Origin of the sequence: Sediminimonas sp. (assembly GCF_024637375.1) — a bacterium.
GTDB lineage: Bacteria > Pseudomonadota > Alphaproteobacteria > Rhodobacterales > Rhodobacteraceae > Sediminimonas.
This window is the reverse complement of record NZ_JAGXFK010000065.1, coordinates 1-13,767: the sequence shown is the minus strand read 5'-3', so window position 1 is coordinate 13,767 and position 13,767 is coordinate 1. Positions and strand designations below refer to the sequence as shown.

Genomic DNA, 13,767 nt, shown 5'->3' with positions numbered 1-13,767 from the left:
GTGCTGCGGGCACGGGCATCCGCGGCAGCGCCCTACCATCGCCGCCCAGTCGCGTTGGCGCAATTCGCCCGCCTGCCACGCGCGCATCAGATCCGCCCCCGTGGCACGCGCCATCCGCTGCACCAGCCAGTAGTGGCGCCGTCGCCGACCCAGCGGTTTCACGGCCTGCCTCCCGGTCGGACGGCATTCAAAAAATGCGTTTGAAAGCATATGGTTCCCATGCGACCTCGCCTGGATCAGCAATTGCGCATCAGTTCCAGCGCCCAAGCGTTCCGGCAATAGCGCGGCGCATCAGCCGCCGCGCCATGCGGCGTTTCCAGCCACGCGGCGCAGGCATCGGGTTGCGTGCAACCGGTGCACCGCAGCACCATGTCGGGCAGGGCCTGATCGTCCAGCCGCCCGGCCATGACCTCTTCCTCGAGGTCAACTCCGAGCGTCGTGGCCATCCTGTCAACCAGCGCCGCGTGCTTCCTGAGCGTTTGATTATCTACCATTTCAGCCTCCCCTCCGGGTGCGTCCGCAATCATGCAGACCCCGTTCAGGAAACCACACCGCGCCCGCTGCCACCTTGACCTGTGTCAATCGCGCGCCGCGCCGCTTGCTTCATCCAAGTAGGCGCGCACGCAGGTCTGGACATGGCGAAACCTGTCGCCGCCCAGTTTCTTCCCGCCATACCAGCGGGTTACCACCACCACATGATCGGTCAGGCCGGCCCGTTCGAGGAGTCGCACAATGACCATGCCGGCGCCGCTTTCGCCGTCATCGCCCTTGCGCGCCGTGCCATCGGCAAACAGAACCGCCCAGCTATTGTGGGTGGCCTTGGCAAATTTCTTGTTGCGTTTGAGGCGTTTCAGCACGGCGGCCACATCCGCTTCGTTGGCAGCCCGGGCGCCCGACACCGCGTAGCGCGAGCCCCGATCGTTGACGACATTCTCGATCACCCGCAAAATCTTGCCACCTATCCGCCCCGAACCTGCAGCCGGGCGGCGGTGCGCCGAACCGCTTCGATCCGGGCGACGTTGGGGGGGTGCGTGCCCAGGAACCGGTTGCCCGGGCCGGGGGTGCGGCCGAAGAAAGCCGCCCCCTTCACCGGGTCGAAGCCCGACCGCGCCGCGATCATCGTGCCCAGAATATCGGCCTCAAGCTCGTAATCCTTGGAATAGGACCGCGCCCCGACCTGTGCGCCAAGATCCTGCGCGCTGCGGATGGCCTGCCCGTCGGCCCCGGACAAGGCCGCCAACCCACCCAGCAAGACCGCGCCGGCAGCGGCGTTGCGCTGCTGGCGCGGGATGTGCGCGCGAATGTGGTGCGCGGCCTCGTGGGCCATGACGAAGGCCAGCTCGTCGGGGTTGCGCGCCTCGGCCACCATCGCGATGGTGAAGCCGATTACCGGGCGCCCGTCCCGGTCGATGGTCTGGAACGCGTTCGGCGGCAGCCCGGGCCGTGTATCCACCACGATAGCGTAATCGCAGTTCAGCCGTGGCTGGCGCGCACGGCATTCGGCTTCGGCCGCCGGCTCGACTTCATCGACCACGCGGGCGAACTGACGCGCCGCCTGTTCGGGGTCGAGCAGCGCCGGTGCCGCGGCACCAGGTGGCGACGCCGCCGGGGGCGGCGCGAGCGGCACCGCGCAGCCCGCGAGACCGATCAAACACGCCAGCAAGGCCAGTGTCTTGGCCGAAAAACGCATCCCTGGCTTCACCCCCTTGTCGCGACGCGCTTGCATCGCGACGCATCTGTCGTACCCTTGCGCCATGTTTACCATCGAACACGAATTCGACGCCACGGTGATCACGCTCGTCGACGACGGCGACACCCCCCTGCAGGAAGACGTGATCGTCACCGCCTTCGCCGAATGCGTGACCGTCAGCCAGTACGACGCACGCCGCGACGAGGTTCATACCGTGACGTTGTCGCCGGCGCAAATCCGCGATCTCGGCGCCGCGCTCGACTTGCCGGAAGGGGCGTACAAGGTGGACGGTAGCTCTGTACGGCGCTGATCTGCGGGATCAGTCGATCCGGAAGACCTTGTCGCGCGCGCTCGCCCCGCGAACCAGCGTCAGGCGCGTTTTCGGCACGCCGAGGGCCTTGGCCAAAAGCTTCTGCGCCGCGGCGGTGGCCTTGCCCTTTTCCGGCACGCTGGTCACGTAGACGCGGATGTCGCCCGCGTCGTCCCGCGCCAGCCGGTTGCGCGCCGCCCGCGGCGTGACCCGCACCGCGATTTCCGCCCCCGGCCGGCAAATCTGTTCAAGATCGTCATTCGCCATTGCCTGCCACCCCGCTTGCGGGAAATAACCGCACTCGCCCGTTTACAATCGCTCGCGGGACGGGAATATTCAACCCGACGCCAAAGGGGAGGCCACCATGGCAACCGGATTTTTCTGGGACGAAAAGTGTTTCTGGCACGGCGGCGGGGCTTACGCGCTGACCCTTCCGCTTGGGGGGCTGGTACAGCCGCTGGCCGCCGGCGGCCTGCCCGAAGGCCCCGAGGCCAAACGCCGTCTGAAAAACCTAATGGATGTCACCGGCCTGAGCGCCGAGCTTGACTGTCGCGGCGCACCCGCCGCGAGCCGGGAGGATCTCGCTCGCGTTCACACCGAATCGTTCCTTTCGGAATTCAAGGCGATGTCGGACGATTCCGGCGGCGAGCTGGGCCTGCGCACGCCGTTCCTGAAGGGCGGTTTCGAGATCGCCGCGCTGTCGGCGGGGCTGGCCCGGCAGGCGCTTCTGTCGGTGCTGGAGGGCGAGTTCGATAACGCCTACGCCCTGTCACGCCCGCCGGGGCATCATTGCCTGCCCGACTGGCCCAACGGGTTTTGCCTGCTCAACAACATCGCCATCGCGATCGAGGCAGCCAAGGCGCGGGGGCTGGCCGACCGGGTCGCCGTCATCGACTGGGACGTGCACCACGGCAACGGCACCGAAGCGATCTATTACGACCGCGACGACGTGCTGTGCGTTTCGATCCACCAGGATCGAAACTACCCTCTGGACACCGGGCACCTGGCCGACCGGGGCAGCGGCGCGGGCGAGGGCTATAACCTCAATATCCCGCTGCCGCCGGGGGCCGGGCATGCCAGCTACATGGAGGCGATGGAACGCATCGTGTGCCCGGTTCTGGGCGTCTATCGGCCCGATGTCATCATCGTTGCCAGTGGCTATGACGCCTGCGCCTTCGACCCGCTGGGGCGGATGTCGGCCACGGCCGAAACCTTCCGGCAGATGACGGCGCTGGTCAAGCAGGCCGCCAACGACCTGTGCGAGGGCCGGCTGGTGATGGTGCACGAGGGCGGCTATTCCGAGGCTTACACGCCCTTCTGCGGCCACGCCGCCATCGAGGAGCTTGCCGGCAGCACCGCCACCGCCCCAGACCCGAAGGCCGAAACCGTCGCCGCACGGCAACCCGACGCCCGGTTCGAGGCCTTTGTCAGCGAACTGATCGGTGAGATGGCCGCCGAACTGCTGGTCATGCCCTTCTATAACGAGCCCGAGAGCTGAACCGTCCCGAAAGGTCGCCCATGTCCACCCCCGACGCCGCCGTGATGGAATTTCTGCTGACGCGCCGCTCGCGCCCGGCCAAGACGCTTGGCGCCCCCGGCCCCGACCGCGCGGCGCTGGCGCCTATCCTGCACGCGGCGCTGCGCAGCCCCGATCACGGCAAGCTGGAACCCTGGCGCCTGATGGTACTGGAGCGCGGGGCGCTCGACCGGCTGGCGCGCGCGGCGCGCACCCGCGGTGCCGCGCTGGAGCTTGCGGAACGTGATATTTCCAAGGGCGCGGGGCAGTTCGATGACAGCCCCCTGACCGTTGCCGTCATTGCCGCGCCCAAGCCATCGGACAAGGTGCCCGAGATCGAGCAGATATGCTCGGCCGCCGCCGTCTGCCTGTCGCTGCTCAACGCCGCGCTGGCCTCGGGCTGGGGGGCGAACTGGCTGACCGGCTGGCCCGCGCATGACGATGTCTTCCGGCGCGACGCGCTAGGGCTGGCCCCGCACGAGCGGGTGATCGGTTTCGTTCATATCGGCACCGAAACGGTGGCGCCGCCCGAACGCCCCCGCCCCGATCCGCAGGAGGTGGTCACATGGCTTTCGGCGTGATTGTCTCGGCCTTCCTGCGCACGCTGGGGCAACTGGGCGACGCGCGCTTCCGCCGGGTTCTGATGCTGGGCATCGTGCTGACGCTGGCGCTTCTGGTAGGCGCCAGCGCCGCCGTCTTCGTCGCTCTGCAATGGGCCTTCGGCACCGACCTGACGCTGCCGTTGTTCGGGCCGGTCACCTGGCTTGGCGATTTCCTGAGCTGGACCAGCCTGTTCGCCATGCTGGGGCTGTCGATCTTCCTGATGATCCCGGTGGCGTCGGCCATCACCTCGATGTTCCTGGAAGATGTGGCCGACGCGGTCGAGGCGCGCCACTATCCCCACCTGCCCGCGGCGCGGCCCGTTCCGTTCGGTGAGGCACTGCGCGACACGGTCAATTTCCTGGGCGTGCTGATCGGGGCCAACCTCATGGCGCTGTTTCTCTATGCGATATTCAGCCCGCTCACGCCGTTCATCTTCTACGGCATGAACGGCTACCTGCTGGGACGGGAGTATTTCACCCTGGCCGCGATGCGCCGCGAGGGGCGCGCCGGCGCGCGCGAGATGCTGCGCGCCAACAGCCTGACGGTCTGGGCCGCCGGCATATTGATGGCGATTCCGCTTACGGTTCCGATCATGAACCTGGTCATCCCGATCCTGGGCGCGGCAAGCTTTACCCACATCTATCACGCGCTGCGCCGCGATGGCGAAGGCCCCGGGCGGTCAGCCGGCAGGGCCCATCCGGTTGAAGACGTCGATATCCCGCACCGTGATGACACCTGAAATGATGATGCCCGCGATCACCGCCCAGATGACCAGGGCAACGACGGTCGTGATGAGCGCCTTTTTCCTGAGCTGATGGACTGCGGGCGCGCTGGCATGGGTGCCATGCACGACCTCGCCATCCTCGCCCTGGGTGGTCAGCCGCAAAGGCAGCGCCACGAAAAAGGTCATGGACCAGATCACCACGTAAAGAACGATTGCCGACATGATCCCCATCAGACCTGCTCCAGTTCGATCAGACAGCCCTGGAAATCCTTGGGATGCAGAAACAATACCGGCTTGCCATGGGCGCCGATCTTGGGCTCGCCACCGCCCAGAACGCGCGCGCCGGTCGCGACCAGCCTGTCGCGCGCCGCGAGGATATCCTCGACCTCGTAGCACATGTGGTGAATGCCGCCCGCCGGGTTCTTGTCGAGAAAGCCCTTGATGGGGCTGTTCTCGCCCAGCGGGTAGAGGAGTTCGATCTTGGTGTTGGGCAATTCGATGAAGATCACGGTCACGCCGTGGTCGGGCTCGTCCTGCGGTGTGCCGACCCTGGCGCCGAGCGCCTCGCGGTACTGCCGTGCCGCCGCTTCAAGGTCGGGCACGGCGATTGCGACATGGTTCAGGCGGCCGATCATGGCGGGCTCCTTCGGGTGTTTGTGTGGTTGCCACATTTATGGGGCAGCCGGTGACCCGGGACAAGTGTCACAACGCCGGCGCGCGGTTACCCCTGAAGGCTGTGCACCGTCATCTCGCCGGCCTCGCGCGCCTTCATCGCCTGTGCCGCAGCCAGTGACCCGGCGGCAGTGGTGAAATACGGGATCTTGGAATACAGCGCGACCGAGCGGATCTCGCGGCTGTCCTCGACCGCCTGCGCGCCCTCGGTGGTGTTCATCACCAGCGCGATTTCGCCGTTCTTGAGCATGTCGACAATGTTCGGGCGCCCCTCGAACACCTTGTTGACCTTCTCACAGGCGACGCCGTTCTCGCTCAGCCAGCCGGCGGTGCCGCGGGTCGCGACGATGGAAAAGCCCATTTCAACAAGGGTATTGGCGGCCTCCAGCATCGGCGCGCCCTTGTCGGAATCGCGGATCGAGACGAACACCCGGCCCGCATCGGGCAGAGTGTTGCCCGCCCCGAGCTGCGCCTTGAGAAAGGCCAGCGGGAAGGACAGATCCCAACCCATCACCTCGCCGGTCGAGCGCATTTCGGGGCCGAGGATGGTATCCACCCCGGGGAAACGGGCGAAGGGCAGCACCGCCTCCTTGACCGAGTACCAGGGCATCATCGGATCGGCCAGCGTCATCGGGTCGGCCATCGGGGTGCTGCCCGGCCGCGCGTCTTCCGGGTAGGGCGGGCGATGCGGGAAATCGGCCAGCTTCTCGCCCGCCATGAGCCGCGCCGCGATCGACGCGATGGCGCTGTCGGTGGCCTTGGCGACGAAGGGCACGGTGCGACTGGCGCGGGGGTTCACCTCGATCAGGTAGACCTCGCCGTCCTTGATGGCGAACTGCACGTTCATCAGGCCGACCACGCCCAGTTCGATCGCCAGTGCCTCGGTCTGGCGCTTGACTTCCTCGATGATGTCCATGGGCAGCGAATAGGGTGGCAGCGAACAGGCACTGTCGCCCGAGTGCACGCCAGCCTCCTCGATATGCTGCATGATGCCGGCGACATGCACGTCGCGGCCGTCGCTCAGCGCATCAATGTCCATTTCCACCGCGCCGGAAAGGTAGCTGTCCAGCAGAACGGGGCTGTCGCCCGACACGATCACCGCCTCGTTGATGTAGCGTTCCAGGTGGGCCATATCGCGCACGATTTCCATCGCGCGCCCGCCCAGCACGTAGGACGGGCGGATAACCAGCGGAAAGCCGATCTCGTCGGCGATGGCCAGTGCCTGCGCGTCGCTGCTGGCAATCCCGTTGCGCGGCTGCTTGAGACCCAGCTTGTTCACCATCTGCTGGAACCGCTCGCGATCCTCGGCAAGGTCGATGGCGTCGGGCGTGGTGCCCAGGATCGGGATGCCTTCCTCGTATAGCGCGTTGGCCAGCTTGAGCGGCGTCTGCCCACCGAACTGTACGATGACGCCGTGCAAGGTGCCCTTCGACAGCTCGACGCGCAGGATCTCCATCACATGCTCGAAAGTCAGCGGCTCGAAATAGAGCCGGTCCGAGGTGTCGTAATCGGTCGACACCGTCTCGGGGTTGCAGTTGATCATGATGGTCTCGTACCCGGCGTCCTTCAGGGCGAAGACCGCGTGCACGCAGCAGTAGTCGAACTCGATCCCCTGCCCGATCCGGTTGGGGCCGCCGCCGAGGATCACCACTTTCTTGCGGTCCGAGGGGCGCGCCTCGCATTCCACGTCGCCCATGGCCGGGACTTCGTAGGTTGAATACATGTAGGGCGTCTGCGCCTCGAACTCGGCCGCGCAGGTGTCGATCCGCTTGAAGGTGGCGTCCACCCCGAGATTGCGGCGCGCGCGGCGCACATTGGCCTCGCTGCGGCCGGTCAGCGCGCCCAGGCGGGCGTCGGTGAAGCCCATCATCTTGAGCCACCTGATCCCGTCCTCGGTGACCGGCAGGCCATCGCGGCGCACTTGTTCCTCGGCCTCGACGATCTCGCGGATGCGGGCGATGAACCAAGGGTCGTACTGGGTTGCCGCGAAGATGTCATCGTCGTCCAGGCCGTGGCGCATCGCCTGCGCGATCACCCGCAGCCTGTCGGGCGAGCGCTGCGACAGCGCCCGCACCACGGCGGGTTTTTCGGGCGCGCCGTCAATCTCGACCTCGTCAAAGCCGCTGAGCCCGGTTTCCATGCTGGCCAGCGCTTTTTGCAGGCTCTCGTGGATGGTGCGGCCGATCGCCATCGCCTCGCCCACCGATTTCATCGCCGTGGACAGCACCGGCTCGGAGCCGGCGAATTTCTCGAAGGCGAAGCGCGGGATCTTGGTGACCACGTAGTCGATGGTCGGCTCGAAGCTGGCCGGCGTCACCTTGGTGATGTCGTTGTCCAGCTCATCCAGCGTGTACCCAACCGCCAGCTTGGCCGCGATCTTGGCGATGGGAAAGCCCGTCGCCTTGGACGCCAGCGCCGACGAGCGCGACACCCGCGGGTTCATCTCGATCACCACCATGCGCCCGTCTTCGGGGTTCACGGCCCATTGCACGTTCGACCCGCCGGTTTCCACGCCGATCTCGCGCAGCACGTTGATCGAGTGCGTGCGCATGATCTGGTATTCCTTGTCGGTCAGCGTCAGCGCCGGCGCCACGGTGATCGAATCGCCGGTATGCACGCCCATCGGATCGACGTTTTCGATGGAACAGACGATAATCGCGTTGTCCGCCTTGTCGCGGACGACCTCCATCTCGAATTCCTTCCAGCCCAGCAGCGACTCGTCGATCAGGATCTGGCTGACCGGCGAGGCATCCAGCCCCGAGCGGCAGTAATATTCGTAGTCGTCGCGGTTATAGGCCACACCGCCGCCGGTCCCGCCCAGGGTATAGGCGGGCCGGATGATCGCCGGCAGGCCCACCTTCTCGAGCGCGTCCATGCACTCGTCCATGTTGTTGGCGATGGTGGCCGCCGGGTTTTCGATACCCAGGCGGTCCATCGCCTCGCGGAACAGCTTGCGGTCCTCGGCCATCTCGATGGCCTCGCGCCGCGCGCCGATCAACTCGACCCCGAACTTTTCCAGCACCCCCATGTCGGCCACTGCCAGCGCGGTGTTCAGCCCCGTCTGCCCGCCCATGGTCGGCAACAGCGCGTCGGGGCGCTCCTTTTCGATGATGCGCGCCACCACCTCGGGCGTGATCGGCTCGATATAGGTGGCATCGGCCAGCCCCGGGTCGGTCATGATCGTGGCGGGGTTCGAGTTGACGAGGATGACGCGATACCCTTCTTCGCGCAGCGCCTTGCACGCCTGCGCGCCGGAGTAGTCGAACTCGCACGCCTGCCCGATGATGATGGGCCCGGCGCCGATGATCATGATCGAGGAAATGTCGGTGCGTTTGGGCATGGGGCAACCTCATGTTTCGTGCGGGCAGCAACGAACGGAGGGCTGACTCGCCCCCCGGCGCAAATTGGTCGCGGTTATATCTGTCTGGGGTGCCGGTTCAAGGCGCAAAATCCGACCCGGCGACAGGTTCAACGAAGGCGCCGGGCGCTAGCCGCGAAGACGTGGACCGGCGCGCGTCACCCGGGTAGGAAACACGTTGCGCGGACCGGTCCGGGCAGACCGCTCCAAGCGACGCACAGGGCTCAGCCCGCCGCCGCAGCGCCCCCCTTCTGCGGGGCGGCAGTGGAATTGCCGCGGTAAAGGTAATCGCGCGTCACCGGCACGCTGTCCTTCACCTTCGACAACTGGAACTGGAACACCACCTGCCGGTCGAGCCGGAAGGTCAGTTCGCTGGCCACCAGGTAATAGCGCCACATCCGGCAAAAGCGGTCGTCGTATAGCGCCCGCGCCTTGTCGATATTGGCCATGAAGCGACGGTACCAGTGGCTGAGCGTTTCGGCGTAATGCAGCCGCCAGACCTCGATATCCACGGCGTAGAGACCCTGCCGCTCGACATGCGGGATCACCTCTGACATCGCCGGCGCATAACCGCCCGGAAAGATGTACTTGGCGATCCAGGGGCTGGTTACCCCCGGCGGCGACGCGCGCCCGATGGTGTGGATCAGCGCGATGCCGTTTTCGGTCAGCCGCTCGCGCACGTCGCGGAAATACTCGCCGTAGTGCGGCACGCCGACATGCTCGAACATGCCGATCGAGACCACCCGATCGAAAGTTTCATCCACCTCGCGGTAATCCATGAGGTGGAAATCGACCCGGTCGCTCAGGCCTTCCTGCTTCGCCCGCTCGGTGGCCATGGCGTGTTGCTCGCGCGACAGGGTCACGCCGGTCACGCGCGCCCCGAAATCGCGCGCCAGCGTCAGCGCCATGCCACCCCAGCCACACCCGATATCGAGCACGCGCATCTCGGGCTCGATCAGCAGCTTGCGCGCGATGTGCTGCTTCTTGGCCTCCTGCGCCTCGTCCAGGGTCATGTCGGGGTGCGGGAAATAGGCGCAGGAATACTGCCGATCCGCATCGAGAAACAGATCATACAACTCACGCGACAGGTCATAGTGATGCGCGGCGTTTCTGCGCGCCCGCGATACCGGGTTGAATTGTGCCAGGTAGCGCATCGTGTGGCGCCCCATATGCAGCGGGCGCTGGAACCACGGCATGCCTTGTTGCGCGAGGTTGTGGATTACCAGGCCCAGAAAGCCATAAAGGTCATCGTCCTCGATGATCAGGCGCCCATCCATGTACCCTTCACCCACGGCCATGTCCGGCGCCAGGATGATCTTGCGCGGCAAGGTCGGGTCGGTGAAGGTGACATGCACCGCCTTGCCCTTGCCATCGCCATAACTGCGGCTCTGGCCCCGGGCATCGGTGATCGTCAGGGCGCCGTCACGGATGACGTGACGCAGTAACCGATCCAAAGCTCTTGTCCACATGGTCCATCCCCCATTGAGTTCGCTCACACGTCTGCCCGATGATGTGCCTCTCGCCGGTTGGTCCCGCCACGTTTATGTCCGGTTGCACGAAGTGTTCAACGAAATGCCTCCGCTTGTAAACGCTTTACCGTCGCAACCCCGCCGCGCCCTTGACTTTGCGGCCATGGCAAGGTGTATCGGCGCGGACGCATTCAGCCCCGCCCGCCGGGACCAGAGAGGACACCATGCACAGCTATCGCAGCCACACCTGCGCCGAATTGACCCACTCGCATGTCGGCGAAACCGTCCGCCTGTCGGGATGGGTGCACCGCATCCGCGACCACGGCGGGCTGCTGTTCATCGACCTGCGCGACCATTACGGCGTGACACAAGTGCTGTGCGACCCCGACAGCAGCGTCTTTGCCGCGGTCGAGAAGGTCCGCTCGGAATGGTGCATCCGCATCGACGGTGAGGTCAAGGCGCGCGAGCCGGAGCTGGTCAACCCGCGCATCCCCACCGGCGAGATCGAGGTCTATATCCGCGACCTCGAAGTGCTCAGCGCCGCCGCCGAACTGCCGTTGCAGGTGTTCGGCGACCAGGAATACCCCGAGGAAACGCGCCTGCGCCACCGCTACCTGGACCTGCGCCGCGAGACGATGCAGGAAAACATGAAGCTGCGCTCGGACGTCGTCGCCGCGCTGCGCCGGCGCATGTGGGACCAGGGATTCCGCGAATACCAGACGCCGATCATCACCGCATCCAGCCCCGAGGGCGCACGCGATTTCCTGGTGCCCTCGCGCCTGCACCCCGGCAAGTTCTACGCGCTGCCGCAGGCACCGCAGCAGTTCAAGCAGCTCATCATGGTGTCGGGCTTCGACAAGTATTTCCAGATAGCGCCGTGCTTCCGCGACGAAGACCCCCGCGCCGATCGCTCGCCAACCGATTTCTACCAGCTCGACATGGAAATGTCCTTCGTGACCCAGCAGGACGTGTTCGACACCATCCAGCCGGTCATCCAGGGCGTGTTCGAGGACTTCGCAAAGGACCGCCGCGTCGATGCGCACTGGCCGCAGATTTCCTACCGCGACGCCGCGCTGTGGTACGGCACCGACAAGCCCGACCTGCGCAACCCGATCAAGATGCAGGACGTGAGCGAGCATTTCCGCGGCTCGGGCTTTGCCATCTTTGCCAAGCTGCTGGAACAGGACGGCACGCAAGTGCGCGCCATCCCCGCGCCGGGCGGCGGCTCGCGCAAGTTCTGCGACCGCATGAACGCCTTTGCCCAGAAAGAGGGCCTGCCGGGAATGGGGTATATCTTCTGGCGGGAGATGAAAAAAACGTACATTCGCGGCAATTCAAAGCTGGCGGACATGCTTTGGGATCTTTGTGAGGACAATGAATCTAGAAATAAGGTCAACCTCCTAATTAAGGAGTTCTCTCCAAGAGAAGAAAGCGACGCGCTTCAGGTGCTAGCATACCTCGATTCGGACCGTCCCGATCAAGCCCGGCCTGCAATTGTCGAATTGTTTGGACAGTTGATCCCCGAAGCCGCAGGCCCCCTTGCCAAGAACATCGGCCCCGAGCGGACCGAGGCGATCCGCCAGCAACTTGGCCTGGGCGTCGGCGACGCGGCGTTCTTCCTGGGCGGCAAGCCCAAGGCGTTCGAACCCGTCGCCGCCAAGGCCCGCGACGTGATCGGCGAGGAAATGGGCCTGACCGAACAGGACCGCTTCGCCTTTGCCTGGATCGTGGATTTCCCCATCTTCGAGCGCGACGAGGAAACCGGCGCCATCGACTTCGAACACAACCCGTTTTCCATGCCCCAGGGCGGCATGGAGGCGCTGGAGGGCGACCCTCTCGACGTGCTGGGCTACCAGTACGACCTGAGCTGCAACGGCTCGGAACTGGTGTCGGGCGCGGTCCGCAACCACCGCCCCGACATCATGTTCAAGGCGTTCGAGATCGCCGGCTACGGCTCGGACGAGGTGCACAAACGCTTCGGCGCCATGGTGAGCGCGTTCCAGTACGGCGCCCCCCCGCACGGCGGCTGCGCGGCCGGCATCGACCGCATGGTGATGCTGCTGGCCGACGAGGCCAACATCCGCGAGGTCATCATGTTCCCGATGAACCAGCAGGCCTGCGACCTGATGATGAACGCCCCCTCCGAGGCATCGAGCGACCAACTCATGGAACTGTCGCTGCGGGTGATCGAGCAGGAGTAGATCGATCAGCTAAGTATTCCTACGGTACTCGCCGTTACCAAGGAACACCAGATAGCCGTTATCTCGAAGTACTTGGAGTTGTTGGCGTATCTTTGCACGAACGTGTTGGTTACCGGGATAAAGTTGTTCGAGACGGTCCTCGCATTCGTAGATGTCGTTCAGCGAAAACGTCTCTTTTTCGAGGTTCTCGATGCAGATCATGACATCGACGAGCCAACCCCGAGCAGTGCCAGTGTTCCTTTCGAGGAATGCTGTTTTCCGCCATCTTTCAAGGACTGCGCGCCTGTCCATTACTTCACCGTTCCTGACCAAGTCGATTCGTCCGACCTTAGGAACGAGGTGTAAAAGAATGTTTGAGCCCACCCATCCACGCCGCCGCGCAGTTTCAGCCAGCGGTTTGCGGGCTTCAATTATCGAATGCACGAAAAATCGGCGGGGTACACAGGTCAAGTCGCGCACCTGCCGTCTCGACAGGTCATAACGTAGAAGAACAAGGTTGGGAGTGGTATCAGACACAAGCTTTTGCATCTTTGCGGCATAGGCTCCATTGGCCATTTTTCTCCCGAATGCTCGGGATGAACTCTTAAGTTCAAAATCATCGCGGCAAATTGAACAAAAAAAATCTGCTACTGGACGGTTGGCTTCATATTGCGTGAGCGCATGATGGCCGCAGTTCGGACAATATAGATTGGTGGCAGCCCATCCTTCTGTCATTACACGCGCAATCTGACTGCGACTCGTGTACTGAGAGTTTTGATCTATGAACAGATTCATATTCAGACTCGTGTCAGATTATAACAAACGTCACATTTCGGACTTCCGTCACGTTGCGGAAATAGAACCCCACGCCGCCATCACCTTCAAACCTTCGGGAAGCAGCGCATTGGGCACCCAGAGATAGCAGTGCGCACGTTCTTCCAGGTAATTGTTCCATCCCGGATGATCACATAGCCCCTCGTCGATCAGCGCTTTTCATGGCACGATCTGTTCTGAACGAGGTGCGAGACGGGAGATCGGCATGCTGATCAAGCTTCATAGTCAGGCCACGACCACACCGAAGATCAGGGCGGCCATCCAGGCGAGCGATGAACCGGCCTGGATCGTTGCTGAGCGCCACGGGACCTCCGAGCAAACCGTGTGGAAGTGGCGCAAGCGCGACGGCGTTGAAGACCGCAGTCACACGCCGCATCGGTTGCAGACGACGTTGACGCCTGCGCAAGAGGC

The 13,767-nt window shown here is 64.5% G+C and carries 15 protein-coding genes and 2 pseudogenes; 6 read left to right on the top strand and 11 right to left on the bottom strand.

Annotated features, from left to right (window positions below):
* The 4 genes from Q0L89_RS10925 to Q0L89_RS10910 form a co-directional block, all read right to left on the bottom strand.
* On the bottom strand, nt 1-210 hold a 210-nt coding region (locus Q0L89_RS10925), incomplete at its 3' end, for a DUF6455 family protein (RefSeq protein ID WP_296764931.1).
* A gap of 26 nt (nt 211-236) precedes the next feature.
* Nucleotides 237-494, bottom strand: a complete 258-nt coding sequence (locus tag Q0L89_RS10920; RefSeq protein WP_296764928.1) for a DUF6455 family protein — start codon at nt 492-494, stop codon at nt 237-239.
* An 84-nt stretch (nt 495-578) separates the two neighbouring features.
* Nucleotides 579-947: a YigZ family protein gene (locus tag Q0L89_RS10915; protein ID WP_296764925.1), complete on the bottom strand. Its 369-nt coding sequence runs from the start codon at nt 945-947 to the stop codon at nt 579-581.
* An 11-nt stretch (nt 948-958) separates the two neighbouring features.
* Nucleotides 959-1,690, bottom strand: a complete 732-nt coding sequence (locus Q0L89_RS10910) for a M48 family metalloprotease (RefSeq protein WP_296764922.1) — start codon at nt 1,688-1,690, stop codon at nt 959-961.
* A gap of 64 nt (nt 1,691-1,754) precedes the next feature.
* On the opposite strand from Q0L89_RS10910, the gene Q0L89_RS10905 reads away from it, so the two are divergent.
* Nucleotides 1,755-2,000, top strand: coding sequence for a hypothetical protein (locus Q0L89_RS10905; protein ID WP_296764919.1), 246 nt, complete (start codon nt 1,755-1,757; stop codon nt 1,998-2,000).
* A 9-nt stretch (nt 2,001-2,009) separates the two neighbouring features.
* Here the strand turns inward: Q0L89_RS10905 and Q0L89_RS10900 are convergent, their stop codons facing one another.
* Nucleotides 2,010-2,267, bottom strand: coding sequence for a DUF167 domain-containing protein (locus Q0L89_RS10900; protein WP_296764916.1), 258 nt, complete (start codon nt 2,265-2,267; stop codon nt 2,010-2,012).
* Nucleotides 2,268-2,364: 97 nt separating this feature from the next.
* Between Q0L89_RS10900 and Q0L89_RS10895 the strand changes: the two genes are divergently transcribed.
* The 3 genes from Q0L89_RS10895 to Q0L89_RS10885 are packed head-to-tail and all read left to right on the top strand — an operon-like array spanning nt 2,365 to nt 4,858.
* Complete coding sequence (locus Q0L89_RS10895; protein WP_296764914.1) at nt 2,365-3,498, top strand: class II histone deacetylase; 1,134 nt, start codon at nt 2,365-2,367, stop codon at nt 3,496-3,498.
* A gap of 20 nt (nt 3,499-3,518) precedes the next feature.
* Nucleotides 3,519-4,097, top strand: a complete 579-nt coding sequence (locus Q0L89_RS10890; RefSeq protein ID WP_296764912.1) for a nitroreductase — start codon at nt 3,519-3,521, stop codon at nt 4,095-4,097.
* A complete protein-coding gene (locus tag Q0L89_RS10885) occupies nt 4,082-4,858 on the top strand; it encodes an EI24 domain-containing protein (protein ID WP_296764911.1) in 777 nt (258 codons plus the stop codon). The genes Q0L89_RS10890 and Q0L89_RS10885 overlap by 16 nt, the downstream gene beginning before the upstream one ends.
* Here the strand turns inward: Q0L89_RS10885 and Q0L89_RS10880 are convergent.
* The 4 genes from Q0L89_RS10880 to Q0L89_RS10865 form a co-directional block, all read right to left on the bottom strand.
* The gene (locus tag Q0L89_RS10880) at nt 4,799-5,074 is read right to left on the bottom strand and encodes a DUF1467 family protein (RefSeq protein WP_296764909.1); all 276 of its coding nucleotides are present in this window, start codon (nt 5,072-5,074) and stop codon (nt 4,799-4,801) included. The genes Q0L89_RS10885 and Q0L89_RS10880 overlap by 60 nt on opposite strands.
* Nucleotides 5,074-5,478 (bottom strand): methylmalonyl-CoA epimerase, encoded by a 405-nt coding sequence (gene mce, locus Q0L89_RS10875; RefSeq protein ID WP_296764908.1) that lies wholly within the window; start codon nt 5,476-5,478, stop codon nt 5,074-5,076. The genes Q0L89_RS10880 and mce overlap by 1 nt, the downstream gene beginning before the upstream one ends.
* A gap of 86 nt (nt 5,479-5,564) precedes the next feature.
* On the bottom strand, nt 5,565-8,855 hold the full coding sequence (gene carB, locus Q0L89_RS10870; RefSeq protein ID WP_296764905.1) for a carbamoyl-phosphate synthase large subunit: 3,291 nt from the start codon (nt 8,853-8,855) through the stop codon (nt 5,565-5,567).
* Nucleotides 8,856-9,097: 242 nt separating this feature from the next.
* The gene (locus Q0L89_RS10865) at nt 9,098-10,342 is read right to left on the bottom strand and encodes a cyclopropane-fatty-acyl-phospholipid synthase family protein (protein ID WP_296764903.1); all 1,245 of its coding nucleotides are present in this window, start codon (nt 10,340-10,342) and stop codon (nt 9,098-9,100) included.
* 224 nt (nt 10,343-10,566) lie between these two features.
* Between Q0L89_RS10865 and aspS the strand changes: the two genes are divergently transcribed.
* Complete coding sequence (gene aspS, locus Q0L89_RS10860; protein WP_296764901.1) at nt 10,567-12,543, top strand: aspartate--tRNA ligase; 1,977 nt, start codon at nt 10,567-10,569, stop codon at nt 12,541-12,543.
* Between the two features lie 9 nt (nt 12,544-12,552).
* Here aspS and Q0L89_RS10855 read toward each other — a convergent pair whose 3' ends face one another.
* Together Q0L89_RS10855 and Q0L89_RS10850 are read right to left on the bottom strand one after the other, a co-directional pair.
* Nucleotides 12,553-13,317, bottom strand: coding sequence for a DpnI domain-containing protein (locus Q0L89_RS10855; RefSeq protein ID WP_296764899.1), 765 nt, complete (start codon nt 13,315-13,317; stop codon nt 12,553-12,555).
* Nucleotides 13,318-13,383: 66 nt separating this feature from the next.
* Nucleotides 13,384-13,470, bottom strand: a pseudogene (locus Q0L89_RS10850) (S-adenosylmethionine-binding protein); the annotation flags it as partial.
* A gap of 91 nt (nt 13,471-13,561) precedes the next feature.
* On the opposite strand from Q0L89_RS10850, the pseudogene Q0L89_RS10845 reads away from it, so the two are divergent.
* Nucleotides 13,562-13,767 (top strand): annotated as a pseudogene (locus Q0L89_RS10845) (IS481 family transposase); the annotation flags it as partial.